Genomic DNA, 15,377 nt, shown 5'->3' on the forward strand with positions numbered 1-15,377 from the left:
CAGACCAGGAGGCCTCCGCAATGACCGCCCAGCGCATTCCGCTCTCCGAGCTCGAACAGGGCACGCCCTTCGAGCAGCGCCACATCGGGCCCGACCAGGAGGCGCGGGCGAAGATGCTCGCGCAGGTCGGCTACGGCTCGCTCGACGAGCTCACCGCCGCCGCGGTACCGGATGTGATCAAGAACGCCGACGCCCTGGACCTGCCGGGTGCGCGCACCGAGGCCGAGGTGGTGCGCGAGCTGCGCTCCCTCGCCGACCACAACCAGGTCCTCGGCTCCATGATCGGGCTCGGGTACTACGGGACGTTCACCCCGCCCGTCATCCTGCGCAACGTCATGGAGAACCCGGCCTGGTACACCGCGTACACCCCGTACCAGCCGGAGATCTCGCAGGGCCGGCTGGAGGCGCTGCTGAACTTCCAGACCGTGGTCGCCGACCTCACCGGGCTGCCGACCTCCGGTGCCTCGCTGCTCGACGAGGGCACGGCCGCCGCCGAGGCTATGGCGCTGTCCCGGCGCATGGGCAAGAACAAGAAGGGCCTCTTCCTGGTCGACGCGGACGCGCTGCCGCAGACCATCGCCGTGATCCAGACCCGCGCCGAGCCGACCGGGGTCGAGGTCGTCGTCGCCGACCTCAGCGACGGCATCCCCGCCGAGGTCGCCGAGCGTGAGATCAACGGCGTGCTGATCCAGTACCCGGGCGCATCCGGGGCCGTACGCGACATCAAGCCGGTCATCGACCGGGCGCACGAACTGGGCGCGCTCGTCACCGTCGCCGCCGATCTGCTGGCGCTGGCGCTGCTGAAGTCGCCGGGTGAGCTGGGCGCGGACATCGCGGTCGGTACGACGCAGCGCTTCGGTGTGCCGATGGGCTTCGGCGGGCCGCACGCCGGTTACATGGCGGTGCAGGAGAAGTTCGCGCGCAGCCTGCCCGGGCGGCTCGTGGGCGTGTCGGTCGACGCCGACGGCAACAAGGCCTACCGGCTCGCGCTGCAGACACGTGAGCAGCACATCCGGCGGGAGAAGGCGACCAGCAACATCTGCACCGCGCAGGTGCTGCTCGCCGTGATGGCCGGGATGTACGCCGTGTACCACGGGCCCGAGGGGCTCAAGGGCATCGCGCGGCGCACGCACCGGTACGCCGCGATCCTCGCCGCGGGGCTGCGGGACGGCGGCGTCGAGATCGTCCACGGGGCCTACTTCGACACCGTCACCGCGCGGGTGCCGGGGCGGGCGGCCGACGTCGTCGCCGCTGCCCGGGAGAACGGTGTCAACCTGCGGCTCATCGACGCCGACCACGTCTCCATGGCCTGCGACGAGACCACCACGCGGGCGCAACTGGCCGCCGTATGGACGGCGTTCGGCGTCGAGGCGGACATCGAGGCGCTGGACGGCGTCACGGCGGACGCGCTGCCGGGCGGGCTGCTGCGTACCGACGACTACCTGGCCCACCCGGTCTTCCAGCAGTACCGCTCCGAGACCGCGATGCTGCGCTACCTGCGCCGGCTGGCCGACCGCGACTACGCGCTCGACCGGGGCATGATCCCGCTGGGCTCCTGCACGATGAAGCTCAACGCCACCACGGAGATGGAGCCGGTCACCTGGCCGGAGTTCGGGCAGCTGCATCCCTTCGCGCCCGCCGAGCAGGCCCAGGGGTATCTGACGCTCATTCGTGAGCTGGAGGAACGTCTCGCCGAGGTCACCGGCTACGACAAGGTGTCGTTGCAGCCCAACGCCGGGTCGCAGGGTGAGCTGGCCGGGCTGCTCGCCGTGCGCGGGTACCACCGGGCGAACGGCGACGAACAGCGAACGGTGTGTCTGATCCCGTCGTCCGCGCACGGTACGAACGCCGCGAGTGCCGTCATGGCGGGCATGAAGGTGGTCGTCGTGAAGACCGCCGAGGACGGCGAGATCGACGTCGAGGACCTGCGGGCGAAGATCGAGCAGTACCGCGACGAGCTGGCGGTGCTGATGATCACGTACCCGTCCACGCACGGTGTGTTCGAGGAGCACGTCGCCGACATCTGCGCGCAGGTGCACGACGCCGGCGGTCAGGTGTACGTCGACGGGGCCAACCTCAACGCCCTGGTCGGGCTTGCGAAGCCGGGGCACTTCGGGGGCGATGTGTCCCACCTCAACCTGCACAAGACGTTCTGCATCCCGCACGGCGGCGGTGGGCCGGGCGTCGGCCCCGTGGCCGTGCGGTCGCACCTGGCGCCGTATCTGCCCAACCACCCGATGCAGCCCGCGGCCGGGCCGGAGACCGGCGTCGGGCCGATCTCGGCCGCGCCGTGGGGCTCGGCGGGGATTCTGCCGATCTCGTGGGCCTATGTGCGGCTCATGGGGGGCGAGGGGCTGAAGCGGGCCACGCAGGTGGCCGTGCTGAGCGCCAACTACATCGCCAAGCGGCTGGAGCCGCACTACCCCGTGCTGTACACCGGTCCGGGTGGGCTGGTCGCGCACGAGTGCATCATCGATCTGCGGCCGTTGACCAGGGCGACGGGTGTGAGTGTCGATGACGTGGCCAAGCGGCTGATCGACTACGGGTTCCACGCGCCGACGATGTCGTTCCCGGTGGCCGGGACGCTGATGATCGAGCCGACCGAGTCCGAGGATCTGACCGAACTCGACCGGTTCTGCGAGGCGATGATCGCGATTCGGGCGGAGATCGAGAAGGTCGGGGCGGGGGAGTGGCCGGCCGACGACAATCCGCTGCGGAACGCGCCGCACACCGCCGCCGTGTTGGGTGGTGAGTGGGGGCACGCGTACTCGCGGGACGAGGCCGTCTTCCCGGCCGGGGTGTCGGTCGCCGACAAGTACTGGCCGCCGGTGCGGCGGATCGACCAGGCGTTCGGGGACCGGAACCTGGTGTGTTCCTGCCCGCCGTTGGACGCCTACGAGGACTGAGGCGCCGTAGACAGGTGGACGAGGGCTCCCTTTGTGGGGGCCCTCGTTGTGTTTGACGCGGGGCCTCTCAGGCGGGGTACGCGTGTGTCTGGGTGGCCTTGACCGTGGCCCAGACGGGGGCGCCGGGGTGCAGGCCGAGTTCGGCGGCGGCGACTGTGGTGAGGTCGGCGGTGAGGGGGAGTTCGCCGGTGAGGGCGGTGCGGATCTTGTCGCCGTGGGTTTCCAGGCCGGTGACCTCGCAGCGCCAGAGGTTGCGGGCGCTGGAGGTGGTGGGGCGGTCGCGGTAGAGGGTGACCGCGCTGGGGGGGAAGGCGACGAAGACGGGGCCCTTGAGGTCTTCGGTGGTGGTGAGGGTGGGGCCGGCTTCGAGCTTCACGGTGTGGCCTTCGGCGGTGCCCTTGTAGAGGTTGAGGCCGACGAGTTGGGCCACGTAGTCGGTGCGGGGGCGGCGGGCGATCTCGGAGGGGGTGCCTTCCTGGACGACGCTGCCGTGCTCGATGACGATCAGGCGGTCGGCCAGGACCATGGCGTCCAGGGGGTCGTGGGTGACGAGTACGGCCACTGCCTCGAAGTCGGCCAGGTGGCGGCGGAGTTGGGCGCGGACATCGAGGCGGGTGCGGGCGTCGAGGGCGGCGAGTGGTTCGTCCAGGAGGAGGAGCCGGGGGTGGGTGGCCAGGGCGCGGGCCAGGGCTACGCGTTGGGCCTGGCCGCCGGAGAGGTGGCGGGGCTTGGTGGAGGCGTGGTCGGTCAGGCCCATGCGGGCCAGCCACTGGGCTGCCTGGGCGCGGGCCTGAGGCTTGGTGACGCCGTGGCAGCGGGGGCCGAAGGCGACGTTGTCCAGGGCGGTGAGGTGGGGGAAGAGGAGGTAGTCCTGGAATACGACGCCTACTGGGCGGGATTCGGGGGGTGTGCGGTGGAGGTCGGTGCCGTCCAGGTGGAGGTGGCCGGCGGTGAGGGGGGTGAGGCCGGCGAGGGCGCGGAGGGCGGTGGTTTTGCCTGCGCCGTTGGGGCCGAGGAGGGCCAGTACTTCGCCGGGGGTGGCGGTGACGGTGATGTCCAGGCGGAAGGGGGTGTGGTCGACGACCAGGTGGGCGTGGAGGCCCTCGGGGACGGGGTGGTTGGGCGTGGTGTCGTCGACGTTGGTCACGGGGTGGGTGTCCTGGGGGTGGGGCGGGGGCGAGGTCGGTTGGGGTGTGCGCTGGTTCGAGGGTGGGGCGGGGTGGTACTGACGGCGGGTTGGGTCGCTCGCCCGCGCCGGCGGGGTGCCGCTGCGCCCACCCGTGCCGCCCCAGCGGCACGACTGCCCGCAGCTACGGGAGTGCTTGTCTGGGTGGGCGGGGTGGCCCGGCGGTCCGGCTGTTCGCGGCTGCGGGGGTGCTTGTCTGGGTGGGCGGGGTGGCCCGGTGGCCCGGCTGTTCGCGGCTGCGGGGGTGCTTGTCTGGGTGGGCGGGGTGGCCCGGCGGTCCGGCTGTTCGCGGCTGCGGGGGTGCTTGTCTGGGTGGGCGGGGTGGCCCGGTGGCCCGGCTGTTCGCGGCTGCGGGGGTGCTTGTCTGGGTGGGCGGGGTGGCCCGGCGGTCCGGCTGTTCGCGGCTGCGGGGGTGCTTGTCTGGGTGGGCGGGGTGCTCCGGTGGCCCGGCTGTTCGCGGCTGCGGTGTGTGCGGTTGTTGTCATGAGGGGGTCATCCAGCGGTCTCGTAGGGCTGCCAGTACCGCGATCGAGACCGTGAGGAGGACCAGGCTCAGGGCGATTGCGGCTGCTGGGTCGTTCTGGAGGGCCAGGTAGACCGCCAGGGGCATGGTTTGGGTGCGGTCGGGGAAGTTGCCGGCGAAGGTGATCGTGGCGCCGAATTCGCCGAGGGCGCGGGCCCAGGCCAGGACCGAGCCCGCTGCGATGCCGGGGGCGATCAGAGGCAGGGTGACGCGGCGGAACGCCGTGAAGCGGGACGCGCCCAGCGTCGTGGCCGCCTCCTCGTAGCGGGGGTCGGCGGCGCGCAAGGTGCCCTCGACGCTGATGACCAGGAACGGCATCGCCACGAACGTCTCCGCGATCACGACACCCGTCGTGGTGAACGGCAGGGTCATGCCGAACCACGCGTCCAGCCACTGCCCCACCACCCCGTTGCGGCCGAGCGCGAGGAGGAGGGCCACGCCGCCGACCACCGGCGGCAGGACCAGCGGCAGGGTCACCAGGGCGCGGACCAGGCCGCGGCCGGGAAACTCCGTGCGGGCCAGCAGCCAGGCCAACGGGACGCCGAGGACCAGGCTCAGCGCGGTCGCCGCCGTGGCGCAGACCAGGGAGAGCCGGAGGGCCTGCCAGACCTCGGCGCTGGTGAGCTGGTCGGGCAGGGTGCTCCACGGCGTGCGGATGAGGAGGGCGATGAGCGGGAGGAGCAGAAACGCCAGGCCCAGCAGGGCGGGGACGAGCAGGGGAAGCGGTACCGTGCGCGGGCGGCGCGCGCCTGTGCGGGTGCGCACGGCCTCCAGGGTGTCGGCGGGCCTGGTCACGGGGTGAGGAACCCGGCCTCGGTCAGCACCTTCTGGCCGTCGGCCGACTGCACCAGGTCGATGAAGGCCTGCGCCGCCTCGGCGTTGGGTGCGTCCTTGAGCAAAGCGATCGGGTAGTCGTTGATGGCGTCGGCCGACTCCGGGAAGTCCACGCCCGCCACCTTGTCACCGGCGGCCCGCACGTCGGTCTTGTAGACGACGGCGGCGTCGGCTTCCTTGAGCTCGACCTTTGTCAGGGCGCTCTTGACGTCCTGCTCGTAGGAGACCGGCGTGAGCTTGAGCTTGCTCGCGTCCAGCGCCTTCTTCGCGGCCGCGCCGCACGGCACGGACTCGTCGCAGAGGACGACCTTCAGGCCGGACCCGGTGAGGTCCTTGAGGGAGGAGATCTTGTCGGGGTTGCCCGGCAGGGTGGCGATCTCCAGCTGGTTGCGGACGAAGGTGGTGGGAGTGGCGGACGTGCCGCCGGCGTCCGTGACGATCTTCATCGTGTTGGGGCTGGCCGCCGCGAAGACGTCCGCCGGGGCGCCGCCCATGATGCTCGCGGCGAGGGAGTCGCTGCCGCCGAAGCTGAAGGTGACCTTCGTACCCGGGTGCTGCCGCTCGAACTGCGTGCCCAGCTTCGTGAAGCTCTCCTCCAGGGAGGCGGCGGCGAAGACGGTGATCGTGCCCGACAGCTGCGGCGATGCAGAGGTGCCGGACTTCGCGGAGGAGCCCGTGTCGGACGAGGAGGAGCAGGAGGTCAGGGCGAGCAGCAGCGCGGCTCCTGCGCCGGCCGACCGAAGGGTCCGGCGGGTCCGGCGTGCGGAACGGGTCATCACGGAACGACTCCTCGTCTCGGGCTCTTCCGATGCGCCGATCATACTGGCGCAGATGCCAGCCGGAAGTCTTCTGTGGCATTGCATGAGCGGGAGGAGGGAGGGGTGGATGATCGTATGTGCGAGGTTGGGGTGCTCAGACGCGGTCGATGTGCACGTTCGTCGACTTCACGCGGGCCGTGGCCTCCATGCCGACCTCCAGGCCCAGTTCCTCGACGGCCTCGCGCGTCAGTAGGGAGACCAGGCGGTGCGGGCCGGCCTGGATCTCGACCTGGGCGGCGACATCGCCGAGCTTGATCGCGGTCACGATGCCGGGGAAGGCGTTGCGCGCCGAGGTGTACGGAGGCTCCTCCTCACCGCTGCCCGTCCTGGCGAGTTCGACGGAGAACGCGGCCAGGTCCCGGCCGTCGATGAGGCGCCGTCCGCTCTCGTCGCGGTGCGTGGCCACCCGGCCCGCGTCCGCCCAGCGGCGTGCGGTGTCGGGGCTCACGCCGAGCAGCCGTGCGGCCTGGCCGATCGTGTAGGAGTGCATGCCGGTCACGATAGGGCGGCAATGCGGGGTGGTGGGGATGTGGGGTTGGCCGTTGGGTATAACGCGATATGACGTTACTTCGTCAACGGTGGTCGCTGATGTTGCCGCGGCGGACGGACGGTTGACCGCCTAGGAGCTGGACGAGCGGGTGGGGGCCGCGTTGTCCGCACGGACGATGGGCGATCTGGCCGCGCTGACCGGCGATCTGCCCTTCGCGACCGAGGCGAAGGACGTCGTCCGTATCGAACAGCAGGGCGGTCGCGCGGGTCGGGGGCGTCCGAAGCGCCGGTGCGACCGGGGTTTCGGCGCTGATGCGTGCCGTTGGTCGCTGATGTGCGGCACAGGCGTGCACCGTTAGTCGTGGCCGACCCTCACCCCGTATGCACCCGCGGCCGTCGGGACACCCTCGGTCCACTACAGCGGCTGCTGCAGAACCAGCGGGGCGCCGTCGTCGCGCACGCCGTGCTCCGGGAGACGGATGCGGTGATCTGCCGGTCGCGGTTCCGGCTGTCTTGAGAGCTGCCCTGAGAGCCGCCCTGAGACCTGCGCCGCACGACCCGTAAGAGACCCGTCAAAGCCGCGCAGCGCCCCGTAAGGGACCCGTCAACGACGGTCGAATCCGGCCACAAACGCGGTTTCCTCTAACCGTCCTAGTCCAAACCGAACCTCGACTCCAGGAGCTCGCGATGGCCGATCTGGCCTTCGTCGTCACCACGGTCGCACTCTTCGCGCTGGTGGCCCTCATCGCCAAGGGGGTGACGAAGCTGTGACCGCCGAACACATCGTCGGCCTGGTCGTGGCCGTCGCCCTGCTGGGCTATCTCGTCCTCGCCCTGATCTTCCCGGAGAGGTTCTGAGCACAACATGGGTCCCGTACTGGCCGGCGTCCTGCAGCTGATCGCCCTCATGGGCGCCCTGGCCATCGCCTACGTCCCCCTTGGCAATTACATGGCCAAGGTCTACTCGTCCGACAAGCACTGGCGTGTGGAGAAGTGGATCTACAAGGGCATCGGCGCCAACCCCGACACCGAGATGCGCTGGACCGCGTACCTGCGCGGCGTGCTCGCCTTCTCGGCGGCCGGCGTCCTCTTCCTCTACCTGCTGCAGCGGCTCCAGGGCGTGCTGCCCGGCTCGCTCGGCTTCGCCTCGATCGACCCGGACCAGGCGTTCAACACCGCCGTCTCCTTCGTCACCAACACCAACTGGCAGTCGTACTACGGCGAACAGGCCATGGGCCACGTCGTGCAGACCGCCGGTCTGGCGGTGCAGAACTTCGTCTCCGCGGCCGTCGGTATCGCCGTCGCGGTGGCGCTCGTACGGGGCTTCGCCCGGTCGCGCAGTGGCGAACTGGGCAACTTCTGGGCCGACATGGTGCGCGGGGTCACCCGCATCCTGCTGCCGCTGGCGTTCGTCGCCGCGGTGGTGCTGGTCGCCTGCGGTGCGATCCAGAACTTCTCCGGCATTCACGAGGTCGGACAGTTCATGGGCGGCTCGCAGCAGTGGAACGGTGGCGCGGTCGCCTCGCAGGAGGCCATCAAGGAGCTGGGCACCAACGGTGGCGGCTACTTCAACGCCAACGCCGCCCACCCCTTCGAGAACCCGACGCCGTTCACCAACCTGTTCGAGATCTTCCTGCTCCTGGTGATCCCGTTCTCGCTGACCCGCACCTTCGGCGTGCTGGTCGGCTCGGTGAAGCAGGGCTACGCGATCCTCGCGACCATGGCCACCATCTGGCTCGCCTTCATCGGCCTGATGTGGTGGACCGAGTTCGCGCACCGCGCCCCGGCGTTCGAGATCGCCGGTGCCTCGATGGAGGGCAAGGAGGTCCGCTTCGGCGTCGGCGCCTCGTCGATCTTCGCCGTGTCGACCACGCTCACCTCGACCGGTGCCGTGGACTCCTTCCACTCCTCCTACACCGGCCTCGGCGGCGGCATCACCATGCTCGGCATGATGCTGGGCGAGATCGCGCCCGGCGGTGTCGGCTCCGGCCTCTACGGCATCCTGATCATGGCGATCATCGCGGTGTTCATCGCCGGTCTGATGGTCGGCCGGACGCCCGAGTACCTGGGCAAGAAGATCGGCACCCGCCAGATCAAGCTGGCGGCCTGCTACATCCTTGTCACCCCGGCCCTGGTCCTCGTCCTCAGCGCCTGCGCGATGGCGCTGCCGACCCCGGCCAACTCCATGACCAACAGCGGGGCGCACGGATTCTCCGAGATCCTGTACGCCTACACCTCCGCCTCGAACAACAACGGCTCGGCCTTCGCCGGTCTGAACGCGGACACGCAGTGGTTCAACACCACCCTCGGCATCGCGATGCTGCTCGGCCGCTTCGTGCCGATGGTGTTCGTGCTGGCCCTGGCCGGCTCGCTCGGCGAGCAGAAGCCGGTGCCGGTCACCGCGGGCACCCTGCGCACCGAGAAGCCGCTGTTCACCGGCCTGCTGGTGGGCGCGATCCTGATCATCACCGGTCTGACGTACTTCCCGGCCCTCGCGCTCGGGCCGCTGGCCGAGGGGCTGGCGTGATGACCACCCGTACAGCGAATCAAGAGGACTCCATGTCCACAGCCACCCCGACCCGGGCGCCGCACAGCGACGTACCCACCGGGCACAAGACCCCCGAGGGCCGTATCGGCGCGGGCCTCTTCGCCCCCAAGCAGCTGGGCAAGTCGCTGCCGGACGCGTTCCGCAAGCTCGACCCGCGGGTGATGATCAAGTCGCCCGTGATGTTCGTGGTGCTGGTCGGGTCCGTGCTGACCACCGTGTTCTCCTTCACGGACCCGACCGACTGGTTCGGCTGGACGATCAGCGCCTGGCTCTGGCTGACCGTGATCTTCGCCAACCTGGCGGAGGCGGTCGCCGAGGGCCGTGGCAAGGCGCAGGCGGACACCTTGCGCAAGGCCAAGACGGATTCCGTGGCGCGCAAGGTCGACGGGACCGTCGTCCCCGGCACCGAGCTGAAGATCGGCGACCTGGTCGTCTGCGAGGCCGGGGACGTCATCCCCGGTGACGGTGACGTCGTCGAGGGGGTCGCCTCGGTCGACGAGTCGGCCATCACCGGTGAGTCGGCGCCGGTCATCCGTGAGTCCGGCGGCGACCGCAGCGCGGTCACCGGCGGGACGAAGGTGCTCTCCGACCGGATCGTCATCAAGATCACGACAAAGCCGGGTGAGACCTTCATCGACCGGATGATCGGCCTGGTCGAGGGCGCGGCACGGCAGAAGACGCCGAACGAGATCGCACTGAACATCCTGCTCGCCTCGCTGACGATCGTCTTCCTGCTCGCGGTGGCGACCCTGCCGCCGTTCGCGGACTACGCGGGCACCCACCTGACGATGGTCGTGCTGGTCGCGCTGCTGGTCTGCCTCATCCCGACGACCATCGGCGCCCTGCTGTCGGCGATCGGCATCGCCGGCATGGACCGGCTGGTGCAGCGCAACGTGCTCGCCATGTCGGGCCGCGCGGTCGAGGCCGCCGGTGACGTCTCCACGCTGCTGCTCGACAAGACCGGCACCATCACCCTCGGCAACCGGCAGGCGTCGGAGTTCGTGCCGGTGCGCGGCACCACCGAGGCCGAGGTCGCGGACGCCGCCCAGTTGTCGTCGCTGGCCGACGAGACACCCGAGGGCCGCTCCATCGTCGTACTGGCGAAGGAGAAGTACGGCCTGCGCGAGCGGCACCAGGGCGAGCTGGCCGGGGCCGAGTGGATCGAGTTCACCGCCCAGACCCGGATGTCGGGTGTGGACGTCGACGGACGCCGGATCCGCAAGGGCGCGGCCGGTTCGGTGATCGCCTGGGTCGAGGAGCGCGGCGGCGCGGTCGCCGAGGACGCGGACACCCTCGCCAACCGGATCTCCGAGGCGGGCGGTACGCCGCTGCTGGTCGCGGTCGAGGACGGCGCCGGGGCCCGGATCCTGGGCGTCATCCACCTCAAGGACGTCGTCAAGGACGGCATGCGCGAGCGGTTCGACGAGCTGCGCCGCATGGGCATCAAGACCGTCATGATCACCGGCGACAACCCGCTCACCGCCAAGGCGATCGCCGAGGAGGCCGGCGTCGACGACTTCCTCGCGGAGGCCACTCCCGAGGACAAGATGGCGCTGATCAAGCGGGAGCAGGCCGGCGGCAAGCTGGTCGCGATGACCGGTGACGGTACGAACGACGCCCCGGCGCTGGCGCAGGCGGATGTCGGCGTGGCGATGAACACGGGTACGTCGGCCGCCAAGGAGGCCGGCAACATGGTCGACCTCGACTCCAACCCGACCAAGCTCATCGAGATCGTCGAGATCGGCAAGCAGTTGCTGATCACGCGCGGTGCGCTGACGACGTTCTCCATCGCCAACGACGTCGCGAAGTACTTCGCGATCATCCCGGCGCTGTTCGCGGCCGTCTACCCGGGCCTGGACAAGCTGAACATCATGCAGCTGTCCTCGCCGGACTCCGCGATCCTGTCGGCCGTCATCTTCAACGCGCTGATCATCATCGCGCTGGTGCCGCTGGCCCTGCGGGGCGTGCAGTACCGGCCGGTCAGCGCCGACCGGATGCTCCGCCGCAACCTCGGCATCTACGGCCTGGGCGGGCTGATAGCCCCGTTCATCGGCATCAAGATCATCGACATGCTCATCTCGCTCATCCCCGGGATCGGGTGAAGGACCATGAACAACTCCCTCGTGAACACGGGCCGGTTGCTCGGGGCGGGCCTGCGGGCGCTGCTCGTGTTGACCGTGCTCACCGGCATCCTCTATCCGCTGGCCGTCACCGGTGTGGCCCAGGCGCTGTTCAACAACAAGGCGAACGGCTCGGAGATCAAGGCGGACGGCAAGGTCGTCGGCTCCGCCCTGATCGGCCAACAGAACTACAGCCTGGACTACTTCCAGCCGCGCCCCGCCAACGGGCTCGGTGAGAACAGTGTCAACACCCAGTACAAGCTGATCGTTTCGGGAGCGACGAACCGCTCCGGTGACAACGCCGAACTCATCCAGTGGGTCAAGGAAGCCAAGGCCAAGGTCATCAAGGACAACTCGACGGCCGACTACAAGGTGAAGCCGTCCGAGGTCCCCGCCGACGCGGTGCTGTCCTCCGGTTCCGGACTGGACCCGGACATCTCCCCGCAGTACGCCGATCTCCAGGTCCACCGGATCGCGGAGCGGAACGGCCTGGCCGTCGCCGAGGTCCAGAAGCTGGTGGACGAGCACACCCAGGGCCGCACCCTCGGCTTCATCGGCGAGCCCCGGGTGAACGTCCTCGAACTCAACATCGCGCTCAAGGAACTCGCGGCGAAGAGCGGTTGACGGCGTTGTTCGATCATGGCGGCTCGTACGACTGGAAAGGCGCACATCCATGACCCGGGTGCTGGTGGTGGAGGACGACCCGCAGCTCGTCCGGGCCCTCGTGATCAACATGCAGGCCCGCCGGTACGGAGTGGACGCCGCCCCCGACGGCGCCACCGCCCTGCGGCTGGCGGCCGCCCGCCAGCCCGACGTCGTGATGCTCGACCTGGGGCTGCCCGACATGGACGGCGTCGACGTCATCAAGGCGCTACGGGGCTGGACCCGCGTGCCGATCCTGGTGCTGTCGGCCCGTCAGGCGTCCGACGAGAAGGTGGCCGCGCTGGACGCGGGAGCCGACGACTACGTCACCAAACCGTTCAGCATGGACGAGCTGATGGCCCGTCTGCGGGCCGCCGTACGCCGTACCGAGGAGACCCCGCTCGCCCCCGAGACCTCTCTGGTGGAGACGGACGAGTTCACCATCGACCTGCTCGCCAAGAAGGTCGTCCGGGACGGCCACGACGTACGGCTCACCCCGACCGAATGGCATCTGCTGGAGATCCTGGTCACCAACCCAGGCCGGCTCATCACGCAGAAGCACCTGCTCCAGGAGGTCTGGGGGGTCTCCCGGAGCAACAAAACCAACTACCTCCGGGTCTACATGGCGCAATTACGCCGCAAGCTGGAAGCGGACCCCTCGCACCCTCGTTATCTCGTCACCGAACCCGGCATGGGTTACCGCTTCGAAGGATGAACATGGCACGCGGCAAGCTGCGGATCTACCTCGGCGCGGCACCGGGCGTGGGCAAGACGTACGCCATGCTGTCCGAGGCGCACCGGCGTATCGAGCGCGGCACGGACTGCGTGGTGGCCTTCGTGGAACACCACGACCGGCCGCGCACCGAGGTGATGCTGCACGGCCTGGAACAGGTCCCGCGCCGGGAACTGCAGTACCGCGACACGGTGTTCACCGAGATGGACGTCGACGCGGTCCTCGCCCGCCGGCCCAAGGTGGTGCTCGTCGACGAACTCGCCCACAGCAACATCCCCGGCTCGCGCAACGCCAAGCGCTGGCAGGACGTGGAGGAACTGCTCGCGGCCGGCATCGACGTGATCTCCACCGTCAACATCCAGCACCTGGAGTCGCTGGGTGACGTGGTCGAGTCGATCACGGGGGTCCGGCAGCAGGAGACCGTGCCGGACGAGGTGGTCCGGCGGGCGGACCAGATCGAACTGGTCGACATGTCGCCGCAGGCGCTGCGTCGCCGTATGGCGCACGGGAACATCTACAAGCCGGACAAGGTGGATGCGGCCCTGTCGAACTACTTCCGGCCGGGCAACCTCACCGCCTTGCGGGAGCTGGCGCTGCTGTGGGTGGCGGACCGGGTCGACGAGTACCTGAAGCAGTACCGCAGTGAGCACCGGGTGTCGAAGATCTGGGGTTCGCGGGAGCGGATCGTGGTGGGTCTGACCGGCGGTCCGGAGGGGCGGACCCTGATCCGGCGGGCGGCGCGGCTGGCGGAGAAGGGTGCCGGTGGGGAGGTGCTGGCCGTCTACATAGCGCGCAGCGACGGTCTCACGGCCGCCTCGCCGAAGGAACTGGCGGTCCAGCGCACCCTCGTGGAGGATCTCGGCGGCACCTTCCACCACGTCGTCGGCGACGACATACCGGCCGCGCTGCTGGACTTCGCGCGCGGCGTGAACGCCACCCAGATCGTCCTCGGGTCGTCGCGGCGCAAGACCTGGCAGTACGTCTTCGGACCGGGCGTCGGCGCGACGGTCGCCCGGGAGTCCGGACCCGACCTCGACGTCCACATCGTCACGCACGACGAGGCGGGCAAGGGACGTGGCCTGCCCGTCGCGCGCGGCGCGCGCCTCGGCGGTCTGCGCCTGCTGTGGGGCTGGCTCGTCGGGGCGCTCGGCCCCGTCCTGCTCACCTTCCTGCTGACGAGCGTCGCTCCCAGCGTCGGCCTCGCCAACGACATGCTGCTGTTCCTCTCGCTGACCGTGGCGGCGGCGCTGCTCGGCGGGCTGCTCCCGGCGCTCGCCTCGGCGGTCGTCGGCTCGGTGCTGCTGAACTGGTACTTCACCCCGCCCGTGCACACCCTGACCATCGCCGACCCGAAGAACATCGTCGCCATCGCGGTCTTCATCGGCGTCGCGGTGTCCGTGGCGTCGGTGGTCGACCTCGCCGCCCGGCGCACGCACCAGGCCGCCCGGCTGAGGGCCGAGTCGGAGATCCTGTCCTTCCTCGCGGGCAACGTGCTGCGCGGCGAGACCAGCCTGGAGGCCCTGCTGGAGCGGGTGCGGGAGACCTTCGGCATGGAGTCGGTGGCGCTGCTGGAGCGCGAGAGCGAGGTGGCGCCCTGGACGTGCGCCGGCAGCGTGGGACCGCGTACGGCCGGGTGCCCCGAGGACGCGGAGGTCGACATGCCGGTCAGCGACCGCATGTCGCTCGCCCTGACGGGCCGGGTGCTGCCCGCCGAGGACCGGCGCGTCCTGGCCGCGTTCGCCGCCCAGGCCGCCGTCGTACTGGACCGCCGACGGCTCCAGGAGGAGGCCGACCAGGCCCGCACGCTGGCCGAGGGCAACCGCATCCGTACGGCGCTGCTCGCAGCCGTCAGCCATGACCTCCGTACGCCGCTCGCGGGGATCAAGGCGTCGGTCACCTCGCTGCGTTCGGACGACGTCGAGTGGTCCGAGCAGGACCAGGCGGACCTCCTGGAGGCGATCGAGGAGGGCGCCGACCGGCTCGACCACCTGGTCGGCAACCTGCTCGACATGTCCCGCCTGCAGACCGGCACGGTCACGCCGATCATCCGCGAGATCGACCTCGACGAGGTCGTGCCGATGGCACTCGACGGGGTCCCCGAGGACAGCGTCGAACTGGACGTCCCCGAGACCCTGCCGATGGTCCATGTCGACAAGGGCCTGCTGGAGCGGGCGGTCGCCAACGTCGTGGAGAACGCGGTCAAGTACAGCCCGGACGGTACGCCCGTGCTGGTCGCCGCCAGCGCCATCGCCGACCGCGTCGAGGTGCGGGTCGTGGACCGGGGACCGGGCGTGCCCGACGAGGCGAAGGACCGCATCTTCGAGCCGTTCCAGCGGTACGGCGACGCCCCGCGCGGTGCCGGAGTCGGTCTCGGTCTCGCGGTCGCCCGGGGCTTCGCCGAGGCCATGGGCGGCACCCTCAACGCCGAGGACACACCGGGCGGCGGGCTCACGATGGTGCTGAGCCTGCGGATGGCACCCGGACGGGGCGCGACTGTGGTGGCCCAGGGGCGTACCGACGGTGTCAACACACCGTCAGCGTCGGCCTGAACGGCGTCAGCATCACCCCGCCGGGCCCGG

General features: G+C 70.2%; 11 protein-coding genes and 1 pseudogene. 8 read left to right on the plus strand and 4 right to left on the minus strand.

The window, feature by feature from the left end:
- Positions 1 to 20 precede the first annotated feature (20 nt).
- Complete coding sequence (gene gcvP / locus HJD23_RS36450) at positions 21 to 2,906, plus strand: aminomethyl-transferring glycine dehydrogenase (protein ID WP_171118485.1); 2,886 nt, start codon at positions 21 to 23, stop codon at positions 2,904 to 2,906.
- A 67-nt stretch (positions 2,907 to 2,973) separates the two neighbouring features.
- On the opposite strand, the gene HJD23_RS36455 is transcribed toward gcvP, so the two are convergent.
- The 4 genes from HJD23_RS36455 to HJD23_RS36470 all read right to left on the minus strand — a co-directional run bounded on the left by HJD23_RS36455 (position 2,974) and on the right by HJD23_RS36470 (position 6,757).
- On the minus strand, positions 2,974 to 4,053 hold the full coding sequence (locus tag HJD23_RS36455; protein WP_171118487.1) for an ABC transporter ATP-binding protein: 1,080 nt from the start codon (positions 4,051 to 4,053) through the stop codon (positions 2,974 to 2,976).
- Between the two features lie 520 nt (positions 4,054 to 4,573).
- The gene (locus HJD23_RS36460; protein ID WP_197973313.1) at positions 4,574 to 5,389 is read right to left on the minus strand and encodes an ABC transporter permease; all 816 of its coding nucleotides are present in this window, start codon (positions 5,387 to 5,389) and stop codon (positions 4,574 to 4,576) included.
- 17 nt (positions 5,390 to 5,406) lie between these two features.
- Positions 5,407 to 6,225: a molybdate ABC transporter substrate-binding protein gene (modA, locus tag HJD23_RS36465; protein ID WP_171118491.1), complete on the minus strand. Its 819-nt coding sequence runs from the start codon at positions 6,223 to 6,225 to the stop codon at positions 5,407 to 5,409.
- A 136-nt stretch (positions 6,226 to 6,361) separates the two neighbouring features.
- Positions 6,362 to 6,757, minus strand: coding sequence for a helix-turn-helix transcriptional regulator (locus HJD23_RS36470; RefSeq protein WP_171118493.1), 396 nt, complete (start codon positions 6,755 to 6,757; stop codon positions 6,362 to 6,364).
- Between the two features lie 136 nt (positions 6,758 to 6,893).
- Here HJD23_RS36470 and HJD23_RS44365 point away from each other — a divergent pair.
- The 7 genes and pseudogenes from HJD23_RS44365 to HJD23_RS36505 form a co-directional block, all read left to right on the plus strand.
- Positions 6,894 to 6,974, plus strand: a pseudogene (locus tag HJD23_RS44365) (DUF1707 domain-containing protein); the annotation flags it as partial.
- 549 nt (positions 6,975 to 7,523) lie between these two features.
- Positions 7,524 to 7,613 (plus strand): K(+)-transporting ATPase subunit F, encoded by a 90-nt coding sequence (kdpF, locus tag HJD23_RS36480; RefSeq protein WP_062155831.1) that lies wholly within the window; start codon positions 7,524 to 7,526, stop codon positions 7,611 to 7,613.
- A 7-nt stretch (positions 7,614 to 7,620) separates the two neighbouring features.
- A complete protein-coding gene (gene kdpA, locus HJD23_RS36485) occupies positions 7,621 to 9,282 on the plus strand; it encodes a potassium-transporting ATPase subunit KdpA (RefSeq protein WP_171118496.1) in 1,662 nt (553 codons plus the stop codon).
- Positions 9,282 to 11,405, plus strand: a complete 2,124-nt coding sequence (gene kdpB, locus HJD23_RS36490; RefSeq protein ID WP_171118498.1) for a potassium-transporting ATPase subunit KdpB — start codon at positions 9,282 to 9,284, stop codon at positions 11,403 to 11,405. The genes kdpA and kdpB overlap by 1 nt, the downstream gene beginning before the upstream one ends.
- Positions 11,406 to 11,411: 6 nt before the next feature.
- Positions 11,412 to 12,047, plus strand: coding sequence for a potassium-transporting ATPase subunit C (locus HJD23_RS36495; protein WP_171118500.1), 636 nt, complete (start codon positions 11,412 to 11,414; stop codon positions 12,045 to 12,047).
- A 49-nt stretch (positions 12,048 to 12,096) separates the two neighbouring features.
- Positions 12,097 to 12,780 carry a response regulator gene (locus HJD23_RS36500; RefSeq protein ID WP_171118502.1) on the plus strand — a complete coding sequence of 228 codons (684 nt, stop codon included), beginning with the start codon at positions 12,097 to 12,099 and terminating at the stop codon, positions 12,778 to 12,780.
- Positions 12,781 to 12,782: 2 nt separating this feature from the next.
- Entirely contained in the window at positions 12,783 to 15,347 is a 2,565-nt protein-coding gene (locus tag HJD23_RS36505; protein WP_240980887.1) for a sensor histidine kinase KdpD, read from the plus strand.
- Positions 15,348 to 15,377 lie beyond the last annotated feature (30 nt).

The sequence above is a fragment of the Streptomyces sp. Z423-1 genome, assembly GCF_013009255.1.
Lineage (GTDB): Bacteria > Actinomycetota > Actinomycetes > Streptomycetales > Streptomycetaceae > Streptomyces > Streptomyces gossypiisoli.

Coding starts and splice junctions, on each gene's coding strand:
- kdpA (WP_171118496.1), top strand. CDS start 7,621: ATGGGTCCCGTACTGGCCGGCGTCCTGCAGCTGATCGCCCTCATGGGC.
- kdpB (WP_171118498.1), top strand. CDS start 9,282: ATGACCACCCGTACAGCGAATCAAGAGGACTCCATGTCCACAGCCACC.
- HJD23_RS36495 (WP_171118500.1), top strand. CDS start 11,412: ATGAACAACTCCCTCGTGAACACGGGCCGGTTGCTCGGGGCGGGCCTG.
- modA (WP_171118491.1), bottom strand. CDS start 6,225: ATGACCCGTTCCGCACGCCGGACCCGCCGGACCCTTCGGTCGGCCGGC.
- HJD23_RS36500 (WP_171118502.1), top strand. CDS start 12,097: ATGACCCGGGTGCTGGTGGTGGAGGACGACCCGCAGCTCGTCCGGGCC.
- HJD23_RS36505 (WP_240980887.1), top strand. CDS start 12,783: ATGGCACGCGGCAAGCTGCGGATCTACCTCGGCGCGGCACCGGGCGTG.
- HJD23_RS36470 (WP_171118493.1), bottom strand. CDS start 6,757: ATGCACTCCTACACGATCGGCCAGGCCGCACGGCTGCTCGGCGTGAGC.
- gcvP (WP_171118485.1), top strand. CDS start 21: ATGACCGCCCAGCGCATTCCGCTCTCCGAGCTCGAACAGGGCACGCCC.